At 43.2% G+C, this 26,335-nt stretch carries 22 protein-coding genes, 6 tRNA genes and 1 pseudogene; 21 read left to right on the top strand and 8 right to left on the bottom strand.

The genetic code is table 11. The features are described from left to right. Positions 1 to 302 precede the first annotated feature (302 nt). The 3 genes from BGK61_RS16825 (at position 303) to BGK61_RS16815 (ending at position 6,089) form a co-directional block, all read left to right on the top strand. Positions 303 to 3,236, top strand: a complete 2,934-nt coding sequence (locus BGK61_RS16825) for a TonB-dependent receptor domain-containing protein (RefSeq protein ID WP_076011492.1) — start codon at positions 303 to 305, stop codon at positions 3,234 to 3,236. Positions 3,237 to 3,300: 64 nt separating this feature from the next. Further along, entirely contained in the window at positions 3,301 to 5,265 is a 1,965-nt protein-coding gene (locus BGK61_RS16820; protein ID WP_076011491.1) for an alpha/beta hydrolase family protein, read from the top strand. 119 nt (positions 5,266 to 5,384) lie between these two features. Beyond that, positions 5,385 to 6,089 (top strand): SOS response-associated peptidase family protein, encoded by a 705-nt coding sequence (locus tag BGK61_RS16815; protein ID WP_076011490.1) that lies wholly within the window; start codon positions 5,385 to 5,387, stop codon positions 6,087 to 6,089. 109 nt (positions 6,090 to 6,198) lie between these two features. Here the strand turns inward: BGK61_RS16815 and BGK61_RS16810 are convergent, their stop codons facing one another. Next, positions 6,199 to 6,636, bottom strand: coding sequence for a host attachment protein (locus tag BGK61_RS16810; RefSeq protein ID WP_076011489.1), 438 nt, complete (start codon positions 6,634 to 6,636; stop codon positions 6,199 to 6,201). A gap of 495 nt (positions 6,637 to 7,131) precedes the next feature. Between BGK61_RS16810 and BGK61_RS16800 the strand changes: the two genes are divergently transcribed. Further along, entirely contained in the window at positions 7,132 to 7,908 is a 777-nt protein-coding gene (locus tag BGK61_RS16800; RefSeq protein ID WP_234349460.1) for a hypothetical protein, read from the top strand. 43 nt (positions 7,909 to 7,951) lie between these two features. On the opposite strand, the gene BGK61_RS16795 is transcribed toward BGK61_RS16800, so the two are convergent. From BGK61_RS16795 to BGK61_RS16775, 5 genes are read right to left on the bottom strand one after another with little or no spacing between them, the layout of a single operon-like run. Continuing rightward, positions 7,952 to 8,299, bottom strand: a complete 348-nt coding sequence (locus tag BGK61_RS16795) for a TusE/DsrC/DsvC family sulfur relay protein (RefSeq protein ID WP_014998482.1) — start codon at positions 8,297 to 8,299, stop codon at positions 7,952 to 7,954. After that, entirely contained in the window at positions 8,299 to 8,607 is a 309-nt protein-coding gene (locus tag BGK61_RS16790) for a DsrH/TusB family sulfur metabolism protein (RefSeq protein ID WP_076011487.1), read from the bottom strand. The genes BGK61_RS16795 and BGK61_RS16790 overlap by 1 nt, the downstream gene beginning before the upstream one ends. Then, positions 8,607 to 8,975, bottom strand: a complete 369-nt coding sequence (locus tag BGK61_RS16785) for a DsrE family protein (RefSeq protein WP_076011486.1) — start codon at positions 8,973 to 8,975, stop codon at positions 8,607 to 8,609. Before BGK61_RS16785 ends, BGK61_RS16790 begins: the two co-directional genes overlap by 1 nt. Beyond that, positions 8,975 to 9,364: a sulfurtransferase complex subunit TusD gene (gene tusD / locus BGK61_RS16780; protein ID WP_076011485.1), complete on the bottom strand. Its 390-nt coding sequence runs from the start codon at positions 9,362 to 9,364 to the stop codon at positions 8,975 to 8,977. The genes BGK61_RS16785 and tusD overlap by 1 nt, the downstream gene beginning before the upstream one ends. Positions 9,365 to 9,419: 55 nt before the next feature. After that, complete coding sequence (locus BGK61_RS16775; protein ID WP_014949619.1) at positions 9,420 to 10,085, bottom strand: Bax inhibitor-1/YccA family protein; 666 nt, start codon at positions 10,083 to 10,085, stop codon at positions 9,420 to 9,422. 239 nt (positions 10,086 to 10,324) lie between these two features. On the opposite strand from BGK61_RS16775, the gene BGK61_RS16770 reads away from it, so the two are divergent. From BGK61_RS16770 to BGK61_RS16755, 4 genes are all read left to right on the top strand, one after another. Continuing rightward, a tRNA-Ser gene (locus tag BGK61_RS16770) sits at positions 10,325 to 10,416 on the top strand. A 251-nt stretch (positions 10,417 to 10,667) separates the two neighbouring features. Beyond that, positions 10,668 to 11,159: a DUF6841 family protein gene (locus tag BGK61_RS16765; RefSeq protein ID WP_076011484.1), complete on the top strand. Its 492-nt coding sequence runs from the start codon at positions 10,668 to 10,670 to the stop codon at positions 11,157 to 11,159. A gap of 22 nt (positions 11,160 to 11,181) precedes the next feature. Continuing rightward, positions 11,182 to 12,066 (top strand): LysR family transcriptional regulator, encoded by an 885-nt coding sequence (locus tag BGK61_RS16760; protein WP_076011483.1) that lies wholly within the window; start codon positions 11,182 to 11,184, stop codon positions 12,064 to 12,066. Positions 12,067 to 12,253: 187 nt separating this feature from the next. Then, positions 12,254 to 13,720 (top strand): DUF3360 family protein, encoded by a 1,467-nt coding sequence (locus BGK61_RS16755; protein ID WP_076011482.1) that lies wholly within the window; start codon positions 12,254 to 12,256, stop codon positions 13,718 to 13,720. Between the two features lie 249 nt (positions 13,721 to 13,969). Here the strand turns inward: BGK61_RS16755 and BGK61_RS16750 are convergent, their stop codons facing one another. Next, positions 13,970 to 14,875 (bottom strand): LysR family transcriptional regulator, encoded by a 906-nt coding sequence (locus BGK61_RS16750; protein WP_076011481.1) that lies wholly within the window; start codon positions 14,873 to 14,875, stop codon positions 13,970 to 13,972. A gap of 241 nt (positions 14,876 to 15,116) precedes the next feature. Between BGK61_RS16750 and BGK61_RS16745 the strand changes: the two are divergent. The 13 genes and pseudogenes from BGK61_RS16745 to BGK61_RS16685 form a co-directional block, all read left to right on the top strand. Further along, positions 15,117 to 15,518: pseudogene (locus tag BGK61_RS16745) on the top strand (DoxX family protein); the annotation flags it as partial. Between the two features lie 92 nt (positions 15,519 to 15,610). Further along, positions 15,611 to 16,534 carry a DODA-type extradiol aromatic ring-opening family dioxygenase gene (locus tag BGK61_RS16740; protein WP_076011479.1) on the top strand — a complete coding sequence of 308 codons (924 nt, stop codon included), beginning with the start codon at positions 15,611 to 15,613 and terminating at the stop codon, positions 16,532 to 16,534. 118 nt (positions 16,535 to 16,652) lie between these two features. Next, positions 16,653 to 16,744: transfer RNA gene (locus BGK61_RS16735), tRNA-Ser, on the top strand. Between the two features lie 342 nt (positions 16,745 to 17,086). After that, a tRNA-Ser gene (locus BGK61_RS16730) sits at positions 17,087 to 17,178 on the top strand. 342 nt (positions 17,179 to 17,520) lie between these two features. Beyond that, positions 17,521 to 19,635, top strand: a complete 2,115-nt coding sequence (gene ovoA, locus BGK61_RS16725) for a 5-histidylcysteine sulfoxide synthase (RefSeq protein ID WP_076011478.1) — start codon at positions 17,521 to 17,523, stop codon at positions 19,633 to 19,635. Positions 19,636 to 19,827: 192 nt separating this feature from the next. Continuing rightward, entirely contained in the window at positions 19,828 to 21,252 is a 1,425-nt protein-coding gene (locus BGK61_RS16720) for an aminotransferase class I/II-fold pyridoxal phosphate-dependent enzyme (RefSeq protein ID WP_076011500.1), read from the top strand. 204 nt (positions 21,253 to 21,456) lie between these two features. Continuing rightward, positions 21,457 to 22,188, top strand: a complete 732-nt coding sequence (locus tag BGK61_RS16715; RefSeq protein WP_014998469.1) for a pirin family protein — start codon at positions 21,457 to 21,459, stop codon at positions 22,186 to 22,188. Positions 22,189 to 22,367: 179 nt separating this feature from the next. Continuing rightward, positions 22,368 to 23,012, top strand: a complete 645-nt coding sequence (gene uvrY / locus BGK61_RS16710; protein WP_014998468.1) for a UvrY/SirA/GacA family response regulator transcription factor — start codon at positions 22,368 to 22,370, stop codon at positions 23,010 to 23,012. Positions 23,013 to 23,043: 31 nt separating this feature from the next. Continuing rightward, positions 23,044 to 24,861 (top strand): excinuclease ABC subunit UvrC, encoded by a 1,818-nt coding sequence (gene uvrC, locus BGK61_RS16705; protein WP_076011477.1) that lies wholly within the window; start codon positions 23,044 to 23,046, stop codon positions 24,859 to 24,861. Between the two features lie 123 nt (positions 24,862 to 24,984). Beyond that, positions 24,985 to 25,557 (top strand): CDP-diacylglycerol--glycerol-3-phosphate 3-phosphatidyltransferase, encoded by a 573-nt coding sequence (pgsA, locus tag BGK61_RS16700; RefSeq protein WP_014998466.1) that lies wholly within the window; start codon positions 24,985 to 24,987, stop codon positions 25,555 to 25,557. A 169-nt stretch (positions 25,558 to 25,726) separates the two neighbouring features. Continuing rightward, positions 25,727 to 25,802 (top strand) — tRNA-Gly (locus BGK61_RS16695). Positions 25,803 to 25,843: 41 nt separating this feature from the next. Next, positions 25,844 to 25,917 (top strand) — tRNA-Cys (locus BGK61_RS16690). Positions 25,918 to 25,976: 59 nt separating this feature from the next. Beyond that, positions 25,977 to 26,063, top strand: a tRNA-Leu gene (locus tag BGK61_RS16685). A 53-nt stretch (positions 26,064 to 26,116) separates the two neighbouring features. Here BGK61_RS16685 and BGK61_RS16680 read toward each other — a convergent pair. Then, positions 26,117 to 26,335 (bottom strand): transposase (locus tag BGK61_RS16680; protein ID WP_167369501.1); only part of this gene is annotated, 219 nt, incomplete at its 5' end.

Below are 26,335 nucleotides of genomic sequence, written 5' to 3'. Positions count from 1 at the left end.
GACCTTATAGTTCGTTTTTGAACCTATAAAAGTTGTTTCTAAATGTTAATGGATAGCGCTTTTTCTACATAAATCGCTTATATTTCATGCGCTAAAGTCGTAATTGACACCTACAATTATATCTTATACTTTTGGCTAATGTTGCGCTGGTCGTAACATTAATGAAATGTAGATGAACCGTTAGTATCTTATTGAAAATAGGTCTTATTTACATTCCACTTAAAAAAAGAAGCTTCATGGATAAACGGACTTGCCTATTGGTATTTCTGTTTGTGCTGAAAGCCAAATTCCAGGGAATAAATATGGAAAATCGAAACACACTTAACCGATTATCTCAGGGGATAATCGTTGCGCTTGGACTTGGAAGTGCTACATTCGTAGCCGCTCAAGAAGAAGCCGACAATAGTGCAGAGTCTGTAGAACAGATTTCAGTAGTAGGCTCTCGCATTCGAACTGACTCTTTTGCGAATGACACACCTATCGATATTATTTCTGTAGAAGATGCTGAAGGTGAAGGCCTCAAAACGCTGGGCGAATTACTTCGTACAAGTACAGCTGCGGCGGGTTCAAGCCAAATAACTGCAGCGTTAACGGTTGGTTATGTAACTGATGGCGGTACTGGTGCAGAGACTGTTGGTCTTCGCGGCCTAGGTGCAAACCGTACGCTTATTCTATTAAACGGCCGTCGTGCTGGACCTGCGGGTACACGCGGTGCTGTATCTGCATTCGACTTGAACAGCATTCCACTTTCAGCAATTGAGCGTGTTGAAATCTTAAAAGACGGTGCATCAGCACTGTATGGTTCAGACGCGGTAGCCGGTGTAATTAACATCATCACCAAGAAAGGTGACGAGAAGACGTTAAACGTTGATATTAGCCAGCCGATGGAATCTGGCGGTGAAGATCGCCGTATTAACATCTCTTTTGGTGAAGAGTACGCAGAAGGCTCATTCCGTGTGACTGCTGACTACCGCAAGGTGTCAATGCTTCGCCGCGGCGACCGTGACTACTTCAACTGTACTGAACGTCTACAGTTTGCTGAGGATGGTTCGCGTACCGATCCTATCGATCCGCGTACTGGCGATTACCACTGTAGCGAAACAGGTTACGGGTTATGGCTATATGGTGGTGTATCTTCAGCTTATGGCGGCAGTTTGCAGGCTGCATTTGATTACGACAACTTTTTCGCGAATAACGGATACGAAAGTATTAACGATGCTAACGTTGGCTTTACAACACCAGAAGGCTGGTATCCGGTTTCGTTCAACGATAACTATGCCAGTGAAGGTTGGTGGGATCAAAATCATCCATTCTTAGGCCAGCAAACTGTTGTACCAGAAACGCAAAACGCTTCAATTTATGCTACTGGCGAATACAATCTTACTGATGATGTAGTTGTTTACGGTGAATTTATTCACAGCCGTCGTACAACAAAGACTGATGACTATCGTCAGTTCTGGACTGCGGATGTTGGTACGCTATCTACCGATGTTTTAGATGGCTTTGATGGTGATGGTTCTGTATTCCCTGTTGCGTTAACTGACCACTTTAGCTCAGAAATTCAAGTTGACTATACCCGTGGTGTTGTTGGTGCTACCGGCGATATTGGCTTCTGGACTTGGGACTTATCTTACCAGTACAGTTACAACGACGGAAAATACGAACAGGACATCATCTATAACGACGCAATGCTAATGGCCCAGTTTAATGCGGCTGACGGTGTGAGCTGCTCTGGTGAAGTAACAGAGTTTAGCGGCAACACGTGTGTAGATATCCCATGGACTGATCCTCAGTTCCTTTTCGGTAACAGAACTCCAGCACAAGAAGCGTTCTTATTTGGTCGTGATTACGGCCAAACAACTTACGACCAACAAACCCTTGAAGGTTATGTAACAGGTGACTTGATCTCTTTACCAGCGGGTGAAGTGGGTGCCGCTTTTGGTTTCCAAATTCAAAAAGACGAAATTGAAGATACCCCTGGGGAGAACACGCTAAACGGTAATTCGTGGGGTCTTTCTGGTGCGGGTATCACCGCGGGTGACCAGTTAACCAAAGCAATTTATGCGGAAGTTAAAATTCCACTTCTTGAAGACGTAACAGGTTTCGAAAAACTTGATCTAACGGCTTCTGGCCGCTGGAATGACGTTGATACTTACGGTAGTGACACCACGTATAAATTAGGTCTGAACTGGTCAATTATCGATGGTGTTAGCATTCGTGCCAGCCGCGGTACATCGTTCCGTGCTCCTGCGCTATACGAGCTATATCTTGCAGAACAAACAGGGTTCGCAGGCCAGTTAGCTATCGACCCGTGTCTTGACTATGTTAACCAGTTTAACGCCGGTGCAATCTCTGACACCGTAGTAGCAAACTGTCGAGCTGAAGGTGTTCCTGAAGACTACGAGCAAGGTGGAAGCTCTGCATTACTTGTTACTAGTGGTGGTGTAGGTCGTCTGGAAGCTGAAACCTCTGTTGCAGAAGGTATCGGCCTTGTGCTTACCAGCCCAGAAGACACATACGCTTTCTCGATTGATTACTTCAACATTGAAATTTCAAATGAGATTGACAACCTTGGTGGTGCTGACATCGTAAACCGTTGTTATAACTCTATCGATTTTGCTAACGAGCCGCTGTGTAACTTGTTTACACGTAGAGATGGTTCGGACGCAAATGATTATGGTATCGACCAGGTTAACGGCGGTTATGTGAACATCGCATATCAGCGTGTACGCGGTGTTGACTACAACTTCACATACGATGAAGAGTTCGATTGGGGTAATGTTCGTTTCCGCGTAGAACATACTATGCAGATTGAAAAGTTCGGCCTATTGTTTGATGATTCTCCGTATAACAACGAAGTGGGTGAAAATGGTCTGCCTAAGCACGTTGGTGTTGCGCGTCTAACCTATGGTAAAGACGACTGGAGCGTAACGTGGACAGCGAGTTACTTCGATTCTACTAACGACTACGAGTACTACGGAAGCGAGACTAACACCACGACACTTAACGGTGAAACTGTTAGGTTTATCGACGAGACTAAGTGGACGACATATCACGCGGTATCAAGTTCATTTGCTTACGAAGACTTCGATTTTACAGTTGGTGTAGCTAACTTATTCGACAAAAAACCGCCGCAACTATCTGCAAGTGGTTTTGAGTTAGGTAATACTGCTTTGTATTCGCAGTATGACTTTATTGGTCGAAGAGTATTTGCTAACGTTAAATACAACTTCTAATAGAACGACTTGAACTAACAAGCCTCCGTCTATCGGAGGCTTTTTTCATGGAGAAAATAAAAAAATGAAAGCGCGTTTTTCTTTTTTGAAAACGATAATGCTGGGAAGCCTTGCTTTTTCTTTCGCATCTTATGCGGAAGTTCAGCGTCCTATTATTGAGAAGTATGCAAAGCATGCTCAATATTTGGATATTAAAATTTCCCCAGAAGGTACTTACTTAGCCTCAACATCTCGCAGCGAAGATGGCTTAATTTCGCTGACGATTTTAGATATTAAAAAACAAGAAGTTGTATCAATTACGCGAGGTCGCGGCAAAGAGTCAGTCAGTACATTTAACTGGCTAAACGACGATCGCCTTTTGTTAACAATGGCTCGTGAAGTGGGATCCTTTGAGCAGCCAATGCCTACCGGCGAACTTATTGCAATGAATGCTGATGGCAGCGACAGTACAATACTAACAGGTTGGCGTTCAGAAAGTGGCGACAAGCGGTTTTCTCAAATTGTCGATTACTTACCATCAGAGCCTGACGCTGTTGTGGTATATAGCGTTGACTTAACCGCAAAAGAACCTTACTTAGATCTTTATAAGATGAAAGTGAGTAACGGCCGTAAAAGTGCAATGGGAAGAATGCCACTGCGTCGCTATGCGGGCAGCGGTGCAGGTGTAATAACCGGTACCAATGGTAACGTTTTGGCGATGTATAACGCAGATCCTAACGAAGATAACAAGCAAACTTTAATTGTCAGGTCTTCGCCAGAAAGTGAGTGGTATACCGCATATGAAGCCGGTGCATATGACCCTTTTTTCCAACCTTTAGTTTTTTTAGCTGATAACAAAACTCTGGTTGGTTTAAGTACCATTGAAACAGATACACGCGCTATCGCTACTTTCAATGTAGATACAAAAAAGCACACAGTCCTATATGCACACGACAAAGTAGATGTTACTCCAATTCTTCACATTCAAAATGGGCAGGTTAGAGAAGTTCAAGGCGCGTCTTTTGAATATTTAGGCATTGACGCGGTATTTTTAGACGGTACTCAGTATGTTGAAGAACAAAAGGTATTGGCAAGCTTAACAAATACCTTTAAAGGACAATTGGTTGAACAAACGTCTTCTACTAACGATACAAATCAAGTTATCTTTCGTGTAGGTAATGCGAACAACCCCACTGTTTTTTACCTATTTGATAAATCCGCACGAAAGCTGGTTAAACTTGCTGAAGCTAAGCCTTGGCTTAAAGATTTAACGATTCCTAAATCACAACTAATTACCTACAACGCAAGAGACGGCCAGGAAATATCAGCTGTACTAACCCTTCCTAACGGCGCTGCTAAAGACCTTCCTTTTGTTTTACTTCCTCACGGTGGTCCGCATGGTCCTTATGACGCATTAAGTGATATGGACAGCGATGCCAAGGTATTAGCGTCACATGGATACGCAGTGTTGCAACCGAACTTCCGTGGATCGGGTGGTTATGGTCTACCGTTTGAAAAGTCGGGGTTCCGTAAGTGGGGCACCACCATGATTGATGATATGACTGACGGTACAATGCATCTTGTTAAACAAGGCATAGTCGATAAAGACCGCATGTGTGTTTACGGTGGTTCATATGGTGGGTATGCCGCATTACAGAATGTGATCCGCGAGCCTGACCTTTACCAATGCACAATTGGTTTCGTAGGTGTATACGATTTAGATATGATGTTTGAGAAAGGTGATATTCCTGAAAATCAATCAGGTATTAATTATCTTAATCAAGTCCTTCCAATCGGGGCACAAAGGGATTTGCAGTCTCCGGTAAAGAACGTCGATAAAATAAAAGTGCCTGTTTTCATTATTCAAGGTGAAGAAGACGAGCGTGTGCCTAAAGAGCATGCGTTTGCTTTACGTGCAGAGTTAGAAAAGCGCGATTTGCCCTATGAATGGATGATGAAGTCAGGCGAAGGTCACGGTTTCTATAAGCCTGAAAACAACATCGAGCGCTGGGAAGCAATGATCAAGTTTTTAGACAAGCACACTCAGTAACCTTAAACCTACTTGTATCATTTAAAAAGGAAACGGCAATTAGTCGTTTCCTTTTTTATTTTAACGGTTCTTCTGATACGTTTAGGTTTACTATTTACGATAAAGGAGAGTAGGGATACATGTGCGGATTTATACAGCGCGTTACTGACTCACCTGCCGTTATTGCGCTACTTGAAGAAGTAGGACTTACACAAACTATCCCGCTGTTTGTTAATGAGTCTTCCACGAGTAAAGTTATTAATTTTTATCCTGCCTTTGGAAGAACACCAGAAAGGCAAATAACCAACTTAATTGTGTCCCGCGATAGCACAATCGATGCTACCTGGTGGTTTGACGCTAGACCTGACGGAAACGTACTTAAAGTTGGTGACAGAACAACGTTTAATGCGCGTAATTTGGATAGCCCGTATTGGAGTAAGTTCATTCGGGAACGACGGGCGATAGTAGTGGCAACCGCGGTAGGGGAATCAAATCCTGTTGGTAAAGGCAAAGCACACTATTTGATGAAACCCACCTGTGGAGCATTACTCGTTGGGGCTGTTTATCGACGCTTTAGCAATGGTTTGTTTTCTTGTGCTGTAGTAACACGCCCGCCAGTTGAAGGTTTTAGCCAGTATCATGAAAAATCAATACCTTGCTTTCTACCTCACGACGCAAAGGCAATAGAAACATGGCTAACTACGGACACAGGAGGGGCGCTAAATAATGACGTTGAATTTATGCTAGATCATCCTCGTCTTTATACAGACCTTGAAGTGACACAGGTAAAAACGTTTAAAAACGCTGAGGTAATAGGCGAGCCAGCATTGCTAAAGGCTGAATAAACTAGACTAATATCAGTCTAGATATCTGCTAGTGAGCGAAGGAAAAATGGCGGCACAGGAAAAATGCATGCCGCCACTGATAGCTTATAAAACGTAAGGCATCAACGTATTACTTAAGGTAAGACAACAAGGTCTCTTCATCGGCACCGAGGACGTTTTTGGTTACTTCTTTATCTACTACATCAGCACATTCCGAAGACATGCCATTTCTCAGTTTTCCTAAAAAGCCTGGACCGCTAATTATATCTATAGACCCTAGGGCGCCTTTCTTTCGCTCGCCGTCTAGCCAATCAGCAATGTCGCTAGCGAAGCGTTCGTCCTCTAACTCTGCTGCATCTTTGCGATTCATACTGTCAACGCCGGGTACTTGAGAAGCTGGCGCAGACTGTCGGCCGGGCCTGTCCGTGTAGATATCTTGGTCACTAGCATCACTGAACTCATTGTGCCATTTTTTTACTTCAACTAGCGCACTTCCGTGATTGGTATAGGTGTAAGCGATAGCGTCGTCGTGGTTAGCCACAATTACGTAGTGTCGTTGAACTGTCATACAGCCTCCTATGTCCATTTATGTAAAACATTCACGTTTACGGTGTCCTATAGTGGCAAGTATGAAAAATGTGCCAGAAACAGGAAATAAAACGCTAATGTAAATGGGGTATTGCAATATCAACACCAACGCTTAAACAATGACCTAATAGTGTGAGTTTTGTGGTAGCAACCTAAAATCAAGTTTCAAGAAGAGTAGCTACTGATCAAGCGCTCCTGGCAGAGGGGCAGTAACTGGGGTCCACACTAGAGCGCTAGAAAGTGCGTATGTAATGAGTAAATGACCCTGTGATTAAAAAAGGGAATAAATGTAAGAATAAAGTTTTCCCCAGATAGCTCAAGTGGACTGATAGTTAATGAGAAAAAAGGAATATTTCATTTATAAGCATAATATAAATTATCAAATTATAATGTGTATTTTTGAACAAAAATATTGATTGAAGGGAGGTTGCAATCTACATTTACACAGTAAGAAATAAGAAATAAGGACTTTTCAATGAATAAAATAGGAATTTTAGCTGCGTTAGTACTCTTACCCGCAATAGCGAATGCTACGACCATGATTGAACCTGGGCAGCCGAACTCCCTCAAAAGCTCGAAAAAGGCCTCGTTTACTTCACTAACAGATGCTTCATCTAAAACATCAGCCACATGCTATGTTGTTTCTGAATACTACAAAGGAGCGATGGGGCAAAAAGTGCTCAGTAACCAAATTGAAAGTCGTATTATAAACAACGTTAACGATAAAAATTTGAGTCTCAATGATGTAGGTAAAGGTGAGGAATTGACTGGTCTAGAAATTGAAATCGATGGCCATTCAGTAGACCTTAACGTTTATCGTGACTTAAGTGGAAAGTCTAGCTTTGCTATTGTTGGTGATGCTGAGAATCGTTTGGTTTTTAGACTTGACTTTATGTCGGAACTCTCTACAAATCATAAATATAAGTTAAATTCGGTACCACTAAGCCTAGAGAGAGGCATGTCTAAAATCGATGGGATGACCCATGCGCTAGCATTCATGGATGGCGAAATAGATGAAACAACTAATACCACTACTGACGACGAGCAGTGCCGAAGAGAACTTGCTAAAAACCACGCAAAAAACCAATATTGGGGGGCTTATGTTGGTCCTGGTCTAGACTCTTCAAATATTTTAGAGACCATTTCTCCAGGAATTTGCAACAGAACAGTGAGTATGCGTATTTGCTATGCGAGTGAGGGCCAAACTCCTTGTACAGAGACAGTGTACTCTTTTCCGGAACAGTGCGATTGACGGAAAATGGAACTAAGGATGCATGGCCTTTTCAACTTCGCCTTTACAAGCATTTCGCTGGTTTTGGTAATCCAGCCAGTTTGGTGGCTTGCTTAGCCGGGCCTTTTTTAAATAATCGTTGAAGATAACGACTATTACCTTTTTCTGGGCCAAATTTGTTTGCCATAGCTTTTACGAGGGCACGAATAGCGGGACTGGTTTCATATTCTTCGTAAAACGCGCGTACGAATCGAACGACTTCCCAATGGGCATCAGTAAGCTCGATGTTCTCTTGTTGAGCCAGCAACTCAACCATACCTTCTTCCCAAAGCGTGTAGTCGAGTAAATAGCCGGCTTTATCAGTAGGGATCTCTTGACCATTATAGGTAAAGCTAAAGGTTTCTTGTGTCATTAAAGGGTTACCCAATGCGTATTTTTTGCTGACAAAGCAGCAAACTCTCTGGAAGTGATAGACATGGCTTGCTCTGGCAACTTAGCACCTCTTGCCGATGCATCGCTATCGACAAATGCCAAATTAAGTGGTGATTCTTCTTTCAAGTGATTCGTTAATTCTTCAAAAAACAAACTTTCGATTGTAGGGGCGTAAACCCCGTCACCTATGCAAACCACACAGACATCTACGCTTAATTGCTCTAGGGCTGCCATAAGAAACTGTTTGTCAGCAACGGAAATGGTTGGCGTTGAAATGGAAATAAGCATCAAAAGGTCACCACATGGTCAACGCGTTGAATTAATGAAACTTTTTCAGATGAAGTTACCCAGTTGCATTCAAGCTCTTCAATTAAGTCAGTGTTGGCGAGTACGTGTTCAACATCAAAAGTTTCTGCGCTCGTTTTACACACATAACATTCTTCTATATCAAAGAACGGCATACTAGCTAATCGCTTGGTGTGGTTCTTCAAACCTTTGATTGACGCCGCTTTAACCAGCTGCAGCACGCCTTCGTTTTCGAACAGCACCTTCACCTCGTGCCCATAATTTGTTGCAGCAAGCGCAAAATCTAACCCGTCTTGGCTTTTAGCATTAGAGAAGGGGCTTTGGGTAAATCTAATAAGTAAATGTGCCATTAGAACTGTACCAGCCTATTACAGTTGTGCAGTGCAGCGAAGAACTCGCCTAAACCAGCTTGCTCAAAGGGATCCGTTAAATTTGCCTGTGCTATGCCGTTTTCTTTTGCTTCCATTTCGCTGACAATACCGCGCTTGACGGCGGCTGTGATGCACACCATCAACTTTACGTTATGATCGGCAGCAAGGGCCTTCCAACCGTCATAAGCAAACAGTTCATCCCCGGTTTTCAACATCAAACTGTTACAATGGTGTACACCGTCGCTGTAAAAGAAAACGTTGTTAACTACGTCGCCGTTATCTATGGCGCCTTGCACAAACGCAAGGGCGCGCAAAGCCGTGTCACCTTGAAAAGGCGATGATGTGATAAGTATTGAATATTCTGCCATACAAATAAAAACACCCCGGTTAAGGGGTGTTTCACTTTAAACCTTTAACGCTATATTAATCGTCGCCACCAAAAGCACCTAGAAGGTGAAGGATAGACGTGAACAAGTTGTATATGTTCAAGTATAGCGAAACTGTCGCGCGAATGTAGTTTGTTTCACCACCGTGAATGATACGGCTAGTATCGAACAAGATGAAACCAGACATAATGAATACAATCGCTGCACTAATTGCCAGGCTTACTGCAGGAACTGCGAAAAAGATGTTCGCAATTGCCGCCACAAGCACAACCACTAAACCTACTACCAAGAAACCGCCCATAAATGAGAAGTCTTTCTTAGTGGTTAGGGCGTAGCCAGATAGCGCGAAAAACACGAGGGCTGTTGCACCTAATGCTTCCATAATTAGCCCTGGACCAGCAACGCCTAAATAGAAATTAAGCGTGTAACCTAGTGAAGCACCCATTAAACCTGTGAATGCAAACACCCAGTAGATGCCAGATGCTGAATCAGCTTTTTTCTGAACTACAAAAAGAGTAATAAAAGCGCCGATAGTCATAACAAGAGACATCATAGGAGAAATGCCTACTGCCATTGCTATACCAGCACAAACTGCACTAAACGCCAGTGTCATCGCAAGCAGCATATAGGTGTTGCGTAGAACCTTGTTCGTCTGCAATACCGATGGTTGAGATGCACTTGAATACATCGAACGTTGATCCATTGTTTCCTCCAATAGGACTTCTGATATGACCAAAATGGTTCACAATTATTTAGTGTATGTTGTATGGGTTTTAGTTCCCATTTTCAAGTAGTTTCAGATGAAAATGGTGTCAGGTGAATATAAAAACATCTCTTATACGTGCTAAACAATGTATTTGATTGAAATGTCGGCATTTAACTAACTTTTTTCATTTTTCGCTTTACAGTGATAAAAATATCATTAAGATACGCAGCACTTCAGGAGAGTTGGCAGAGCCCGGTTTAATGCACCTGACTTGAAATCAGACGTGGGGTCAAACCCACCGGGGGTTCGAATCCCTCACTCTCCGCCATATTACGAAAACTCGCACACTGTTGCGGGTTTTTTTATTCCTTTTTGTTATTCCTCCGCTACTACCTAGAAGCTATTAGTGAACGTGATTTAAATAAAACGGCAATCACTTAAAGCTACACAGTCTCCATGTTGCATATTTGCACCAGTCGAACAACAAAACACTCCACGACTTCACTATTGTTTGTTGCTAATGTCTAAACGTTAACCGTAACTTAGTATTTAACGAATTAAATTCCGGAGAGTGCATATATGAGGCTTTTCTTTGCAGCTTGCATTGTCATTTTGTTGTTCAATCAACAAAAGGTATCTGCCGAACAAATAGATATTGCTTCAAAAACTGAACAAATCAGTACATTTTTTGATGCTTATATGAATAAATATAACCATTACCTCACAACAAATGAGTTCAACGACTCGCCGTATTTGTATCATGATACGTTAATAGTAATGTCGTCTTCAGTGGCACCTTACACCATCGGTGATTCTGCATTTTATCAACGAACCAGGGCCTTTTTAGATAACCTTAAAGAGCAAGGCGTTAGAAAGATTAGCTGGGTTGACATTAATGTGCATATGATTGATAAAAATTTAGCGATCGCAAGTAACACCGCCGCTCGCTATTTAGAAAATGGCGATGAGTTTAACCGCGTAGGTGTAACCTACATGATGCGTAAAACTAACGATGAATGGCGTATTACTTCGTTTATGGTTCACGACGCAGCCGGTGTTATAGATTTTTAGTTAACCTAAATAGAATAAATGCATGAACGATTGGGATGATTACAGATTGGTACTTGCCGTTCACAATGGCAAGACGCTGCGCAATGCCGCAAATGAATTAGGTGTTAATCATTCAACAGTTTCACGCAGACTTGCCACACTCAATAGGAATTACGGCGCAGAGATAGTACGTAAAACCACATCGGGCCTGCGCTTGTCACCACTTGGTGAAAAGTTGCTAGTGTCTGCAAAAAAAATTGAGTCGCTGGTAATTCAGGATAAGCGCTTTGAACGCGCTCAGCAGTTAGCGCTTGAAGGTGATATCAGCGTTTCTATTCCGCCGCCAATCATGCAATTTTTGTTGCTAGATGATCTATTGCGTTTTCAACAAACTCACCCACGCATTACACTAAATATTCAATCGTCATACGAAATAGCTAATTTAGATGAATGCGAAACCGATGTCGTAATTCGCGTGTCTAATACGCCTGATGAACACCTTGTTGGATATTGCCTATTTTCGGTGGCAACGCAATATTATGCAGCTAAAGATTATCTAAAAAACACACCCCCTCATTTGTACCAATGGATTACGAATACACATTCAGGCGATAAGCCTGAATGGATAAAACGCACGCCATTTCCTGATGCTAAAGTTGGCCCTTGTATTTCCGATTTAACGTTACGTCATCAAGCGGCAAATTCAGGACACGGTTTAATTCGAGGCGCATGCTACATTGCTCACAATTTTGACAATCTGGTGAGCCTTGCTGGCACTAAACCTGAGCCATTCCAGCAAATTTGGGTTTTGAGCCATCCCGATTTAGCACACATTGATCGGATCCAGGTGCTTAAGAAATATCTGACTGATGCCCTAAATTCCAAAAAAGCACGAATTACAGGGGAAGGTGAAGCCGTTAACGTTTAAGAGCGGACAATAAGTAGAAATACCATTGGTAGCCAGCCAAGTATTATAACGATAGTTTTGTGCCGGCGTGCAGTCATTGGTGTGTTTTACATGTATTTATACTTTTGTATAAGACCACAGTCGCATTGTTACATCCCGTTCACATGTTTAGGCTTGCGCTTTTCTTAGCGCAATCTAAAGGTGTTATGTGTCACAAGAAAGTTCTTCTTATCAAAATCTTCACAAACCAAGCAGTAGTTTCAAATCTCGAGACGATTATTTAAACCACGAACTACAAATACTTTCCCCAAAGCGCTGGCGGTTGAATTTACCAGGCAAAGACTATCGCATTGAGTGGGAAGACTTTGTTCCCGGTATGGCCGCGACTATTGGAAAAATCGTAATGGTTGCCGCTGTGGTAGGGGCGTTTGCTGCGCCGTTAGGGCTATCGCCGGAGTTTGTAATTGAAAATGTTCGCTTTGAATTGCTCATTGCTGCGGTTTTGTTCGTAGTACTGATTTCAGGATTTCTAAACCCTTCTGCTAACTTGGCGGGTACCCATGGCCCGTTACTACCTCTAGTACCGCTTATCGTCGCTTCCGGTGGCCACCCAATGGCATTAGGTCTGCTTATTGGCTTATTTGGCTTTATTTTGGGAATAACGAAGGGGGGAAGCGTGCTTGCTAAACTCACTAGTAACGGAGTATGCGGCGGGCTGTTGTTATATTTAGGCTTTATTGGCATTACTGGTCAGGTCAAAAAGCTCTTCGCTTGGGCAGAAAGCTTCGATATGGCCTACTTAGCGTTTGTGGTGATCATTGCCACTATTCTCATGTACGCTTGGCTTGAACATATCCAAAAGCGTTGGCTGGCTATTCCGCTTGGAGCAGTGATGGCGGCTGTTATTGCTTTCGCTTTAGGTGCGCCGTTTGAGTTCACAACGTCGCCGGGTATGCCCAATTTGAACCCTGCGTACTGGTGGGGCGAGGATACAGGCTGGAAACTGGGGCTACCAGACTGGTCGCATTTCATTGCGGTACTTCCATTTGCCGTGTTAGCTGTTTCTATGTGGTCGCCAGATTTCTTAGGTCATCAAGTGTTCCAAAAGCTTAGTTACCCCAAAAAGAGTGAACGCGCACATATGAACATTGATGACACCATGATTGCTGCCTCAAGTCGACAGGCCGTAGGAAGTTTGCTGGGTGGTGGTAATATCTCATCGTCGTGGGGGACATATATTATTCCAGCGTCTATCGCACGTAGACCCATTCCCGGTGGCGCAATAGTTACAGGTGCTTTGTGTGTTGTAGCAGCCCTTTGGGGCTATCCTATGGACTTAGCAATTTGGCCTCCTGTACTGTGCGTAGCGCTTATTGTAGGCGTGTTCTTACCGCTTATGGAGGCAGGGATGCAGATGACGCGTGAAGGGAAAACAACCCAATCTGCCGCTTTGGTTGTGATTTCTTCTGTACTGGTTAACCCTGTATTTGGTTGGTCTTTTACAATGCTCCTAGACAACTTAGGTCTCGTTGGCTGTAAAGATAGAGCAGGGGAGCTAGGTAAAGCAGGTCGTTGGTTAATTCCTGGTATCACGTTTTTAGTGCTATGTACGGTAATGGCGCTTATTGGCATGTTCCCGGGTGTGCCCGCGATAATGGAAACCTTCAGAATGTAATGCAAACTGATAAACGATGTCTATTCACGCTTAGTTGCTGGGAAAAAAGAACTCGACTAATGGTTGTTGAATAAGACAGTCGAGTTTACATCGTTAGCATCAGAGCATTTTGAGCGCAAATGGATAATAGATAAGCAGCGTGAGCGTGCTGTCTCACGCTGTTTCTATTTGGCTAACGACTTTGGTTACTTTTAAATACGATGAAGTTGCCAAATAAAATGCATAGACAGGGTTACGCGTATCACTTTTTTATTTATCCCAATAAGGCGTATCTTCAAAATAATTTGATAAAAAGTCGATAAAAACCCGAAGCTTATTAGAGATAAGCTTTCGGTGGGGATAGACCGCATATAAAGAAATAGCTTGCGGTACGAAGTCATGCAGTATTGACACGAGTTCACCATTTTTAAGTGCTTCACCGGCAATAAACGTAGGTTGAAGTACATATCCTTCACCCTGTTTTACCACATTGGTGAGTACTTCTCCGTTATTGGCGGTTAGCCTAGGTGTTACTTTATTTGCATTAGCCTTAAGTGCCGCAATAAGTTCAGATTCATCGTTATCGTAGTTAACGTACGAATATTCCAGATAGTGTTCAGGCTTTAACTCACTTGGGTGTTCAGGTGTACCGTATTTTTCCAAATACGAGGGCGATGCACATAGAGCAAGATGTATGGTGGTTATCTTCTTTGCCACCAGCGTTGAATTTGCAAGGTGACCCGCGCGAATGGCCACATCAAACCCTTCATCTACTACATCAACTTTTCTGTCGTTTAGCTGTAAGTTTATCGACACGCGAGGGTGTGCTCGTTGAAATGCACTGAGCGCGCCTGCTAAATGCAGGGTCGAAAAAGAGACGGGCGCGCTTACATGTAGCACTCCCTTAGCTTCTGAGTTTAGCAATCCAAGCTGGCTTTCCATATCGTTCACGCTTTCAAGAATATGATTTGCGTGTTGCAAGCACTGCTGCCCAGCCTCAGTGAGGTGAATTTTTCTTGTTGTGCGATTAAATAAGCGCGTATCAAGCTGTTTTTCCAGTTCAGCAATGTATTTACTTACCAGCTGATTCGACGAGCCTAGTTTGTCTGCCGCTTTAGTAAAACTGCCCTCGCTGACAACAACCGCAAAGGTTTTCAACAGTAATAATTTATCCATTTAAATACGCCTAACCAATTACCAATGCCATGTTGTTAATCATTCAATATATCTGGTCTTTATTCAACGTTTGTTGGCAACTATTCTTTGTCCATAAGCTAACGCACACGACGCTTGCTAGAGGAAGTCAGGGTGCTCGTCGCAATTTAGATTTAACTTTTTCAATATTTAAAGACTTGAGGATTTGACAATGAACAAACAATTTTTGAAAAACATTTTTACTTCTAACAACAGCATTTCTAGTTTGATTTTACGCGTGCCGGTGGGTGTTATTCTTACCGCTCACGGCGCACAAAAACTTTTCGCGTGGTTTGGTGGTTATGGATTAGAAGGGACAGGGCAGTGGATGGAGAGCATCGGTTTGGCACCAGGCTTTTTAATGGCATTATTGGCTGGTAGCGCTGAGTTTTTCGGTGGGCTAGCTCTTATTATAGGTCTACTAACACGCCCGGCTGCATTGGTAAGTGCGTTTACAATGGTAATTGCGATTTTTAGCGTGCATGCATCCAATGGGTTATTTATGAGTAACAACGGTTTTGAATTTGCTTTGGCGCTACTTGCTGCTACAACCGCTCTGACTGTTCAAGGTGGTGGTAAATTTGCTATCGACGCCCTAATTAGTAAAAAGCTTAATAACCAATAGGAACTAAATCGCGTTGATGATTGAAACCGGCTAATGCTGGCCGGTTTCAGCGATCACTACATTATTCATCGCAATTAATAAGGAATAGTACTGTGCAGCAGCGAATTGAAACACATGTTGAAATCCCAGTGCGAATAAGTACGGCGTATATTTCGCATGGTGGAGGTCCGCTTCCACTTCTTGAAATGCAGTCAAAAGGCGAGGGTGAAGCGCCCGGCTATCATAAGGAAATGATTGAAGTATTAGAGACGCTGGCAACAGAACTCCCCAAGCCTGATGCAATTATTGTGGTAAGCGCCCATTGGGAAGAGCGGAACGTGAGCGTAACCACCCATCCGACTCCTCCTTTGCTGTATGACTACTATGGTTTTCCTAAAGAGGCATATACGCTTAAATATGCTGCTAAGGGGAATGTAGGCCTAGCGTCTTCAATAGTAAAGAATTTGGCAGAGCAAGGAATTTCAGTGCGAGCCGACACCACGCGTGGCTTCGATCACGGTATGTTTATTCCGCTTAGTATTATATATCCCAACGCTGATGTGCCTTGTGTCCAGGTATCCATAACTTCTGATTTGAAAGCGGCTGAACATATAGCATTGGGACAAGCGCTTAGAGCTGCGATAGTGGTTTCAGCTAAGGGGGACGACAGTTTGAAGCACGTGCTGGTTTTGGGTTCGGGCTCCTCATTTCATAACATGAACGGTTTTTTCGATAGTTCTGATAATGCCAATGAAAAAGCAACGCGCTTTAACAACTGGCTTCAAACCACTATGCTGACCAGTACATATGACGAAAATGAACGAAAAGCACGGCTTGTTGAATGGCACAATGCACCCGATGCGCGTTATGCACATCCAAGAGAAGAACATCTACTTCCGCTGCATGTTTGTTACGGTATAAACGATAGAGCAGTGGATAAAGCATATTCTTTAACCTTATTAACTAAACCCGCCAGCATGTTTGTTTGGAGCGATGAAGTAAATCAAACCCGCGCAACTAAGCCAAAACAGCAGTAAAAACATCCCGCCCTAATTAAAATATAAGCACTTTGTTTATCTATTGGTCATTTAAACACAAATGTTAAAATTAGTGCTTTACACCCCCACATAAATCATTAAGATACGCAGCACTTCAGGAGAGTTGGCAGAGCCCGGTTTAATGCACCTGACTTGAAATCAGACGTGGGGTCAAACCCACCGGGGGTTCGAATCCCTCACTCTCCGCCATATTACGAAAACCCGCACATTGTTGCGGGTTTTTTTATGCCTCCAAATAGACAGTTTTAACGTATTAAGCGTGCCTGATCCGCTACCTTGTATCACAGATTCGTTTTGCATGTGTGAAAGCCCTGTAATAGCAGTTTTGTAATCCTATTGCTAATAGAAGTAGATTCACTTTTTCGTTGCTATTCAGTAAGGGGCTTAACTTGATTAGCGAAAAAGTGCCTCTGTTTTAAACAAATGAATTTACTATCTTTGCGAAAAGATGAATATTTCACCAGTTAGTTGATTTAATTGAAATTAGTGCTTTACAGCCCCGTTTAAATCATTAAGATAAGCATCACTTCAGGAGAGTTGGCAGAGCCCGGTTTAATGCACCTGACTTGAAATCAGACGTGGGGTCAAACCCACCGGGGGTTCGAATCCCTCACTCTCCGCCATATTACGAAAACCCGCACATTGTTGCGGGTTTTTTTATGCCTCCATAAAACCTATTCGAATACGCCAAAACGTTATTATTGGGATATTTCGCTTTGCAAAATTGTTCGCCATCTAGCGAGGTTGGTGAAAGATTTTCTGATCTCATCCTGTCTGTATCTTGTAATTAAAGAACACTTCATAAATAACACTTGTCGTATCACGCTTTCTTCACAAAAGTTTGGTATAGATAACAAGGTGACAATCAACTGATATCTTAATGGCATGAAAAAGGGCTTTGCGCTTTTGCAGGCATCCTTTGTCCTACGCAGTTGGTAGTAGTTACGAGATCTCGAGAGGACATTATGCAGGCAATGCCCACACTCAATTTAAGGGAAGGAACCGTTGAGCAAAAAAGACGAGAAATTAAGGCTTATTTTCTCGATTCTTTTAATACCTATGAATCACTTTTTTCTTGTCTAGCCAACGATGAGGTTTTTTATCAGCGCCCTGAAAAGTTGCGCCATCCGCTAATTTTTTACTTCGGCCACACAGCTACGTTTTTCATCAACAAACTTGTTCTTTCCAAAGCGATAAACGAGCGCATTAATCCTAAATTTGAATCGCTCTTTGCTATTGGTGTCGATGAGATGAGTTGGGATGATTTAAACGACGATAATTATGACTGGCCCCAGGTTGAAGAGGTAAGACAATACCGAAATCAAGTTCGTACCTTGGTTTGCGATCTAATCGATACCATGGCTTTTAGCATGCCGATTGACTGGGAAAGCCCCATGTGGCCTGTTGTTATGGGTATAGAACACGAGCGTATTCACTTAGAAACCTCTTCTGTTCTTATACGACAACTACCTTTATCGTCGGTACGCCCGCACTCTGACTGGCCTGCGTGTGGTTCAATGGTGACCTCTGCCAAAGGTGTAGAACCGAATAGCCTGATTCCTGTGCCTGCGCAAAAAGTAGTGATTAATAAAACATGGGATGACGCCTATTATGGCTGGGATAATGAATATGGTTTTCAGCAAGAGGACGTGGCAGAGTTCAACGCATCGAAGTTTCTGGTGAGTAATGGCGAGTTCATGGCATTCGTTAAGGATGATGGCTACAACACTGCAAAATACTGGGAAGAAGAAGGCAACAAATGGCGTGAGTTTACCCAAGCGCAACATCCGGTGTTCTGGGTGAAAAAGGGCGATAATTTTGCGTACCGAAGTATGCTAGAAGAACATCCGTTACCTTTGGATTGGCCAGTAGACGTGAACTATCACGAAGCGAAGGCATTTTGTAACTACTTGAGTGAGAAAACGGGCGAGCTGATTCGTTTGCCCACTGAAAACGAATGGCTTGCATTACGACAACACGCTGATGTGCGCCAACAGCGCTATGCGGACGGATTCAATATCGCTCTGCAAAAGTATGCTTCAAGTGAACCTGTGACTGTAAATCAGACAGGCGAGTTCTTCGATGTGGTAGGCAATGTATGGCAGTGGACTGAAACGCCAATCTACCCCTTCGATGGCTTTAAGGTTCACCCACTGTATGACGATTTTACTACACCAACCTTTGACAATAAGCATAACCTCATAAAAGGTGGTAGTTGGGTATCTACAGGTAATGAGGCGATGAAAGATAGCCGTTATGCATTTAGGCGACATTTCTTTCAACACGCTGGGTTTAGATATGTCAAAGGAAAGCGAGTTTTGGCAGTGAACGATTTTGATTATGAAAGCGATACACAGGTTTCGCAATACTGCGAATTTCACTATGGCGATGAATATTACGGTGTGCCTAACTTTGCTAAAGCCAGTGCGCAATTTTGTATAAATGCCATGCAGGGTCGCAGGCATGCCAAAGCATTAGATTTGGGCTGCGCAGTGGGTCGCTCTGCGTTTGAATTAGCCAAGTATTTTGACCATGTCGATGGCATTGATTTTTCTGCCCGCTTTATTAAAACAGCGTTTGATATGCAGGAGTTTGGAGAAATACGCTATAACTTAATTGACGAAGGTGAACTAACGTCATTTAAGTCTAGAAAGCTGAGTGCCTTAGGCTTGGATGATTGTACTGAAAAAGTGGCTTTCGCACAGGGCGATGCGTGTAATCTAAAATCGCAGTATACGGGCTACGATCTCATTTTTATGGGCAATTTAATTGATAGAGTTTATAGCCCCAGAAAAGTATTGATGGATATGGCTACACGCTTAAATAAAGGTGGTTTACTTGTTATCGCAAGTCCATTCACGTGGTTGGAAGAATATACTGAAAGGAGTGAATGGCTAGGTGGCTATAAAGATGACAATGGTGAAACGTTAAGCTCTACAAAGGCACTAGAAGATACGCTGGGTAGTGGTTTTAAACGTGTAGGCGAGCCTGTAGAAATCCCCTTCGTAATTCGTGAAACAAAGCGAAAATATCAACACACACTCTCTGAATTTAACGTATTTGAAAAGCTAGACGACTAATAAGTATTCAAGTTACGCTGTTACCATCACGTAGCATAGGAAAAACAGCCCTAATGGACGGGGTAAATCGTTACGTGTATAGCAAAACATAGTAAAACGGTTATTGCGGTTAGTGTAATGACTTAACGGCGTAGGAAAAGGAAAAGCAAGAAGGTGAAAAACGCGCCAGGCCAGTTCCCTGTATTTAATGCAATGCAGAATGAATTTATGCCGTTCAAGGATGTGTGGCAGGCGCCTGCTCACCTAAAGCGAGATCAAACTCGTTTAAAATACACAGCGATTTTCCGCCGTTTTCAGGGGGCTTCTTCAAACCAGGCCTCAGTTATCAAAGCCCAGCAAAGCCCAATTCCAATGTGGATAGCGGATATGGACATTCCCCCTTGCGATACCATTTTAAGTGCTATTACCCAAAACCTTCGCTCAAGTTACGGATATCAGTCACTTGATATAGGTGAGGCAGTGGCTAAACGCTTCGAGCGAAATACGCCAAAAACCAGCCGGTTTAAGGTTGAAAGTGATGATGTTGTGGATGTTGCGAGCGTCATAGGTGCTGTAGATATTTCCCTTCGCACCTTTTGTCAGCCGGGACACAAGGTCATGGTATTCACGCCTACCTATTCGCCCCTCATTGAAGCTATCAAGAGCAACAGATTAAAACCCGTTTATATTCCAGTAACCCGTGAAGGTTATTCATTAGAGAGTAGGGAAACTGAGGCACCTTTTTTCGATGGTAGTGCAAAGGGCGAGGATCAAAACCTTGATAACACAGATCTAAGTATAAACCTCACTGCATTAGACCCTTCGGCGTCGGCATTTGTTATTTGCCATCCTAACAATCCTACGGGGACGGTACTAAATGCTGAAGAGCAGCGTGTCATTTTAGATTTCTGTGCCCGTCATAATATTTTAATTATTACTGACGAAGTTCACAGTGACTTTGCTTTTAACTCATCTAATGAACCAACGCTAATTCCAATGTTTGGTGCAGAAGTTAGCTCCTCTGAGTTAAAGAAAAACGATAGCTTAAAAGCAGAATGCAGCACCAGCCATCGCTTACCTCGAATCATCCATTTAAACAGCGTATCTAAAGCGTTTAATTTGGCGAGTGTGCCTGGCGCGTCTTATGCGGTAATTAAAGATAAAAAGACCAAGGAGATATTTGCACAAGCAGTCAATAGCCGCCACCTCAATGCCAGCAACTTAGGAAAAGTTGCGCTAATTGCAGCCTATCAGTCTGGCAGCACCTGGCTAGACGACGTAAAGAGCGCGCTAAGCTTTAATAGAAAACTTGTCCATCGATTCTTTAAGTATTATGGCGTGACGGTTAATTATACTATGGGAAGTGCTGGTTACTTTTTATGGTTGGATCTATCTTCGTTTTCTACGCGTTTAACACAACCCCTAACGTCAGCGTTAAAGCGCAAAGATTCGCTCGATGATGATATCTGTGAGGTTCTCAAGTACTCTCCAGTTTCTAACGTAGAAGCTTGTATCGAACGAGGTGTTATTGGTAACGACGGTGCTCCTTTTGGTGCCCCTGATCACATTAGGCTAAATTTAGCCTGTCATCCAATGGTTATTGAGACAGCGCTGCAACGCTTGTGTTTTGTTTCCTAAGCGTTTCCTCTAATCTTTATACATCCATTCTGAAATTTAGAACAGTAAGCTCAAATATCTGACATTTTATTTCTATTAATAAGAATTAAAATACCCCTATTGCATAATTAGCGAAAAACACACGCCAGATTTCACATGTGACAAGCATTCACTTTAAGTGCTAAAGGCGGGTGGAATGGCTATGTTTTATTAAGGGGTGTCGAAATGATGTATTTGAGAAAAGCGAATGAAAGAGGAAAAGTAGATTTTGGTTGGCTTAAAAGTCATCACAGCTTTTCTTTTGGGCACTATTATGACGCGAAGCACATGGGGTTCTCAGCGCTTCGGGTTATTAATGACGATGTTGTCCAGGCAGGGAGAGGTTTTGAAACTCACGGCCATAGAGATATGGAAATTATTTCTTATGTCGTGAGCGGAGCATTAAAACACAAAGATAACACGGGAAATGAATACGTGGTGCCTGCTGGTGATGTACAAGTGATGAGTGCGGGTAAGGGCATCATGCACTCAGAGTTTAACCCTTCAAGTGAAGAGCCCGTGAACTTTCTACAAATCTGGATTGTGCCAAATGAAAAAGGGGGCGTTCCAGGCTATGCCCAAAAAACCTTTGGAGGTCATATTGAAGGGGAGGAAAATAAAGATGAAACCATTGAACTACTGGTTAGTAGTAATGGTAGAAATGGCTCATTACAAATAAAGCAAGACGCGGCAATAAGCCGTTTAACCTTGAAGGCTGGCAAAACATGGCAGCAGACAACTCAAGATAATAAAGGTTATCTTCACATCATCAGTGGCAAGGGACAGGCTGCGGCGAAAAGCGAGTCCGATTCGGTCGTAATAGGCGCTGGTGATGCAATAGGGCTTTACGAACACGACTCGATTAGCTTGGAAGCATCACAAGATTTAGTGGCTTTATGGTTTGAATTGCCTAAATAATTGGCTAAAAGCAATTTAGATCAATAATTTAGTTTCAAAATGTGTATCTTCACTTCACGAATCTTCATCTCGTGGTATGATGACTTGGATGAGATTTGAGGCGGTTAAAATTCTCATTAGTGAAAAATGACCGCCTTGGATCCAGTTGTATGTAAAACTGAAGTCAGTGAGATACTAGAGTGATAAAAATAATCCTAGCAGATGACCATGATTTGGTCAGAACAGGGATACGCCGGATTCTGGAAGACGTAGACGATTTCACTATTCTCGCAGAAGCGAAAAACGGTGAAGACGCGGTGCAATTGTGCCGTAAAAATGCCCCAGATGTGGTACTCATGGACGTGAATATGCCCGGTATTGGTGGACTAGAAGCGACCAAAAAAATTGTTCGCATGTCTGAAAATACACGTGTTATTTGTGTTTCGATGCACAAGGAAAGCCCAATACCAATGCAAGTCATGGACGCTGGCGCGTATGGGTTTTTGACAAAAGACGCAGAGCCTGACGAAGTGATCCGTGCTATTCATAAAGTCGCGGCAGGCCAAAAGTATGTCGATCAAGAAGTGGCTAATAGTATTGCCATAGGTAAGTTATTACCAAGTTCAGATAATCCATTTGATGAGTTATCAAGTAGAGAACTTACTATTGCAATGCGATTAACCGAAGGTCATAAAGTGCCGGACATAGCCAGAGAATTGAGTATTAACTCAAAAACAGTTAATACCTATCGTTACCGAATGTTTCAAAAGTTAGGCGTAAATTCTGATGTAGAGTTAACGCACTTAGCTTATCGTCATAAGCTTATTAATCCTAACACCTTTTAAGCGTCACTAGACGCGCAACGTCAAAGTGATTATGTCTGCATTCGATTCAGCAGCATTTCTTAAGAATCTAACCTCTCAACCTGGCGTGTACCGAATGTACAATAGTCAGGAAGAGGTTATATACGTAGGAAAAGCCAAAAACCTCAAGAAGCGCGTATCGAGTTATTTTAGAACTAATCTTGATAACGCTAAAACCCGTTCGTTAGTCAGTCAGATTGCGAACATGGACGTCACCGTTGTAAACAGTGAGACCGAAGCGTTCTTGCTAGAAAACAACTTCATTAAGAAGTACAAACCGCGTTACAACGTGGTTATGCGTGACGACAAATCTTATCCTTTCATTTTTCTATCAGATCACGAACATCCGCGGCTCTCTTTTCATCGCGGCCCGCAAAAGAAGAAAGGGGAGTATTTTGGTCCTTACCCCAGTGCGTGGTCGGTAAGGGAGAGCTTGCGCTCTATGCAGCGCATTTTCCCCGTACGTCAGTGTGAAGACAGCTATTATCGTGCACGCAGCAGACCTTGTCTTCAGTACCAGATGCAGCGCTGTAGCGCGCCTTGTGTCGAAGGCTACGTGAGCGATGAAGAATATAACGAGCAGGTCAATTTCGCGCGCTTGTTCTTGAAAGGCAAAAACCAGCAAGTGATTGGTGGGCTGGTGGAAAAAATGGAAAAAGCCAGCGAAGCGTTAAACTTTGAAGCAGCGGCCCGTTACCGCGATCAGATAAACGCACTGAGAAAAGTGCAGGAACGACAGTGGGTAGCGAGCACCCAAGACGAGATGGATGTGTTTGGGTTTGCGTTTAAAGGCAATATGGCGTGTATTCAGGTTATGTTTATTCGCGAAGGGCAACTGTTAGGCAGCAAGGCCTATTTTCCTAAAGTACCTAATACTGCCGATGAGCAAGAAGTTTTTGAATCCTTCTTTCTGCAGTTCTATTTGGCCGGCAACAAAGTGATCCCGAAGCAAATAGTGTTAAGTAACACCTTAAGCGATGAAGATGCTATAGCAGAGGTGCTTGCTAGTGAGGCAGGGCACAAAGTGCATTTCTTTAAAGGGGCGAGAGAAGAGAAACGTAAGTACCTGCAACTTGCTCAGTCAAATGCACAAACTGCATTAGATGCTCAATACAGCCAGCAAAAATCTGTTTTCGCGCGTTATCTCGACTTAGAGGCGGCGCTTGAAGTCGACACGCCCATTCAGCGTATGGAGTGTTTTGACATTTCTCACACCTCCGGTCAGCAGACGGTAGCGTCTTGTGTTGTGTTTAACCGAGAAGGTCCGCATAAAAGTGACTATCGTCGATACAACATTGAAGGCATTACCCCAGGTGATGATTACGCGGCCATGGCACAGGCGTTAAAACGTCGGTACAAGTCTGTGAAAGAAGTGCAAAAAATACCAGACCTTCTATTAATAGACGGTGGTAAAGGACAGCTTGCCCAAGCAGAAGCGTTTTTTGAAGACTGGCCGCATGACAAAAAGCCAATGCTCTTAGGTGTGGCAAAAGGGACTACCCGTAAGCCTGGTTTAGAAACGCTAATTCTAGCTGGTAGTCATCAGGTGCTTCCCATGGACAGCCATTCGCCAGGGCTTCACCTTATCCAGCACATTCGCGATGAGTCACACCGATTTGCTATTACCGGGCATCGCAACCGACGTCAAAAAGTTAAGACCACGTCTAGTTTAGAAAGCATACCTGGTATTGGCGCTAAACGAAGACAAACGCTGCTCAAATTTATGGGGGGCTTACAAGGCCTTAAAAAAGCCAGCAAAGATGAGATTGCGAGTGTACCTGGTATTAGCCCTGAGTTGGCAGATACCATTTATGATCATCTTCATCAATAAATGCATGAGTAACAAGCATTACATTGCAAATTAAGGTAATGTGTTACAAAAATGAAAGATGCAGAGCTTATACGCTACCGCGCTAAAACGCCCATAGAGGCATAACACCGAGACGTACTTTTTATGTGGACTGTTCCAAACTGTATTACTTTATTCCGAGTAATCCTTATTCCTGTATTTGTAGTTGTTTATTTTCTTGATTGGCGCTGGGCACACGAGGCGGGCGCCTTTATTTTTTGGCTTGCCGCCATTACCGATTGGTTTGACGGCTATTTAGCAAGAAAACTACAGCAGTCCACACCCTTTGGTGCGTTCTTAGACCCAGTTGCTGATAAGCTGATTGTGGGCGCTGCTCTTCTTATGATTACTCATAGTTATGCAAATCTTTGGATTACGTTGCCATCTATAGCGCTATTGGTTCGAGAGATTTATGTATCGGCGTTGCGTGAATGGATGGGGTCGAATGGCGTAAGAGATGCGGTTAAAGTGTCTTTTATAGGTAAAGCAAAGACAACTGCGCAAATGTTAGCCTTAATTGGTTTACTTTCAGGCTTAGAAACCTTTATGGGCGTAACAATTTATTGGGTTTCTTTGGGGTATATTCTTTTATATTTCTCTGCAGTGCTGTCAATTTGGTCAATGTTTGTTTATACAAAAGCAGCGTGGCCACACCTTCGAAGTGGTGCTACAAAGTAGAATTGATCGCGGTTTAATCAAAGTGAATAAAAAAATAGCAAACGATCATAAAAAACCGCATTTATCTCAATTTAAACGCTTTTTTGTGTTGACAGTTTTGAATGGGTAGGTAGAATGCACCCCACATTTCGAGAGGACATCAACCAAACGAAATGGTCGATTAAGACATGCGGGAATAGCTCAGTTGGTAGAGCACGACCTTGCCAAGGTCGGGGTCGCGAGTTCGAATCTCGTTTCCCGCTCCAATCTCTTAGAGATAAGTTTTAATCACGCGCCAGACGCATCTGGCGGAATGGCAGAATGGCTATGCAGCGGATTGCAAATCCGTCTATCTCGGTTCGACTCCGGGTTCCGCCTCCAAACGCTGCAACGCAGCATCAGGTTCTACGCCTGACACCTTTGCTGAAAAGCAACCCGATGCCCGGGTGGTGAAATTGGTAGACACAAGGGATTTAAAATCCCTCGCTGGTAACAGCGTGCCGGTTCAAGTCCGGCCCCGGGCACCATTTTTTCCCAATAAATCAAAACTGGCTCTACCCCATAAACGGGGGATCAGCATTCACCTTACACGATTGATAACACCATCCCATCCACAATGGGTCATCACTCTTAGTCTGTAATTCTCAAAGTTTCTAAAACCATACGCTCTTCTCGATATCATTTCCATTTTGTTGTGGAAGCCTTCGGTGATGCCGTTGTTGCGTGTAAAGCGCCACATTGCCACTATCGGTTGTAGCCAGGATGCCAAGGTCTTCCCTAAGGCGTTGAGTGGGCTCTG

The sequence above is a fragment of the Alteromonas abrolhosensis genome, assembly GCF_001953635.1.
GTDB lineage: Bacteria > Pseudomonadota > Gammaproteobacteria > Enterobacterales > Alteromonadaceae > Alteromonas > Alteromonas abrolhosensis.
This window is presented reverse-complemented; position numbering and strand designations above follow the sequence as displayed.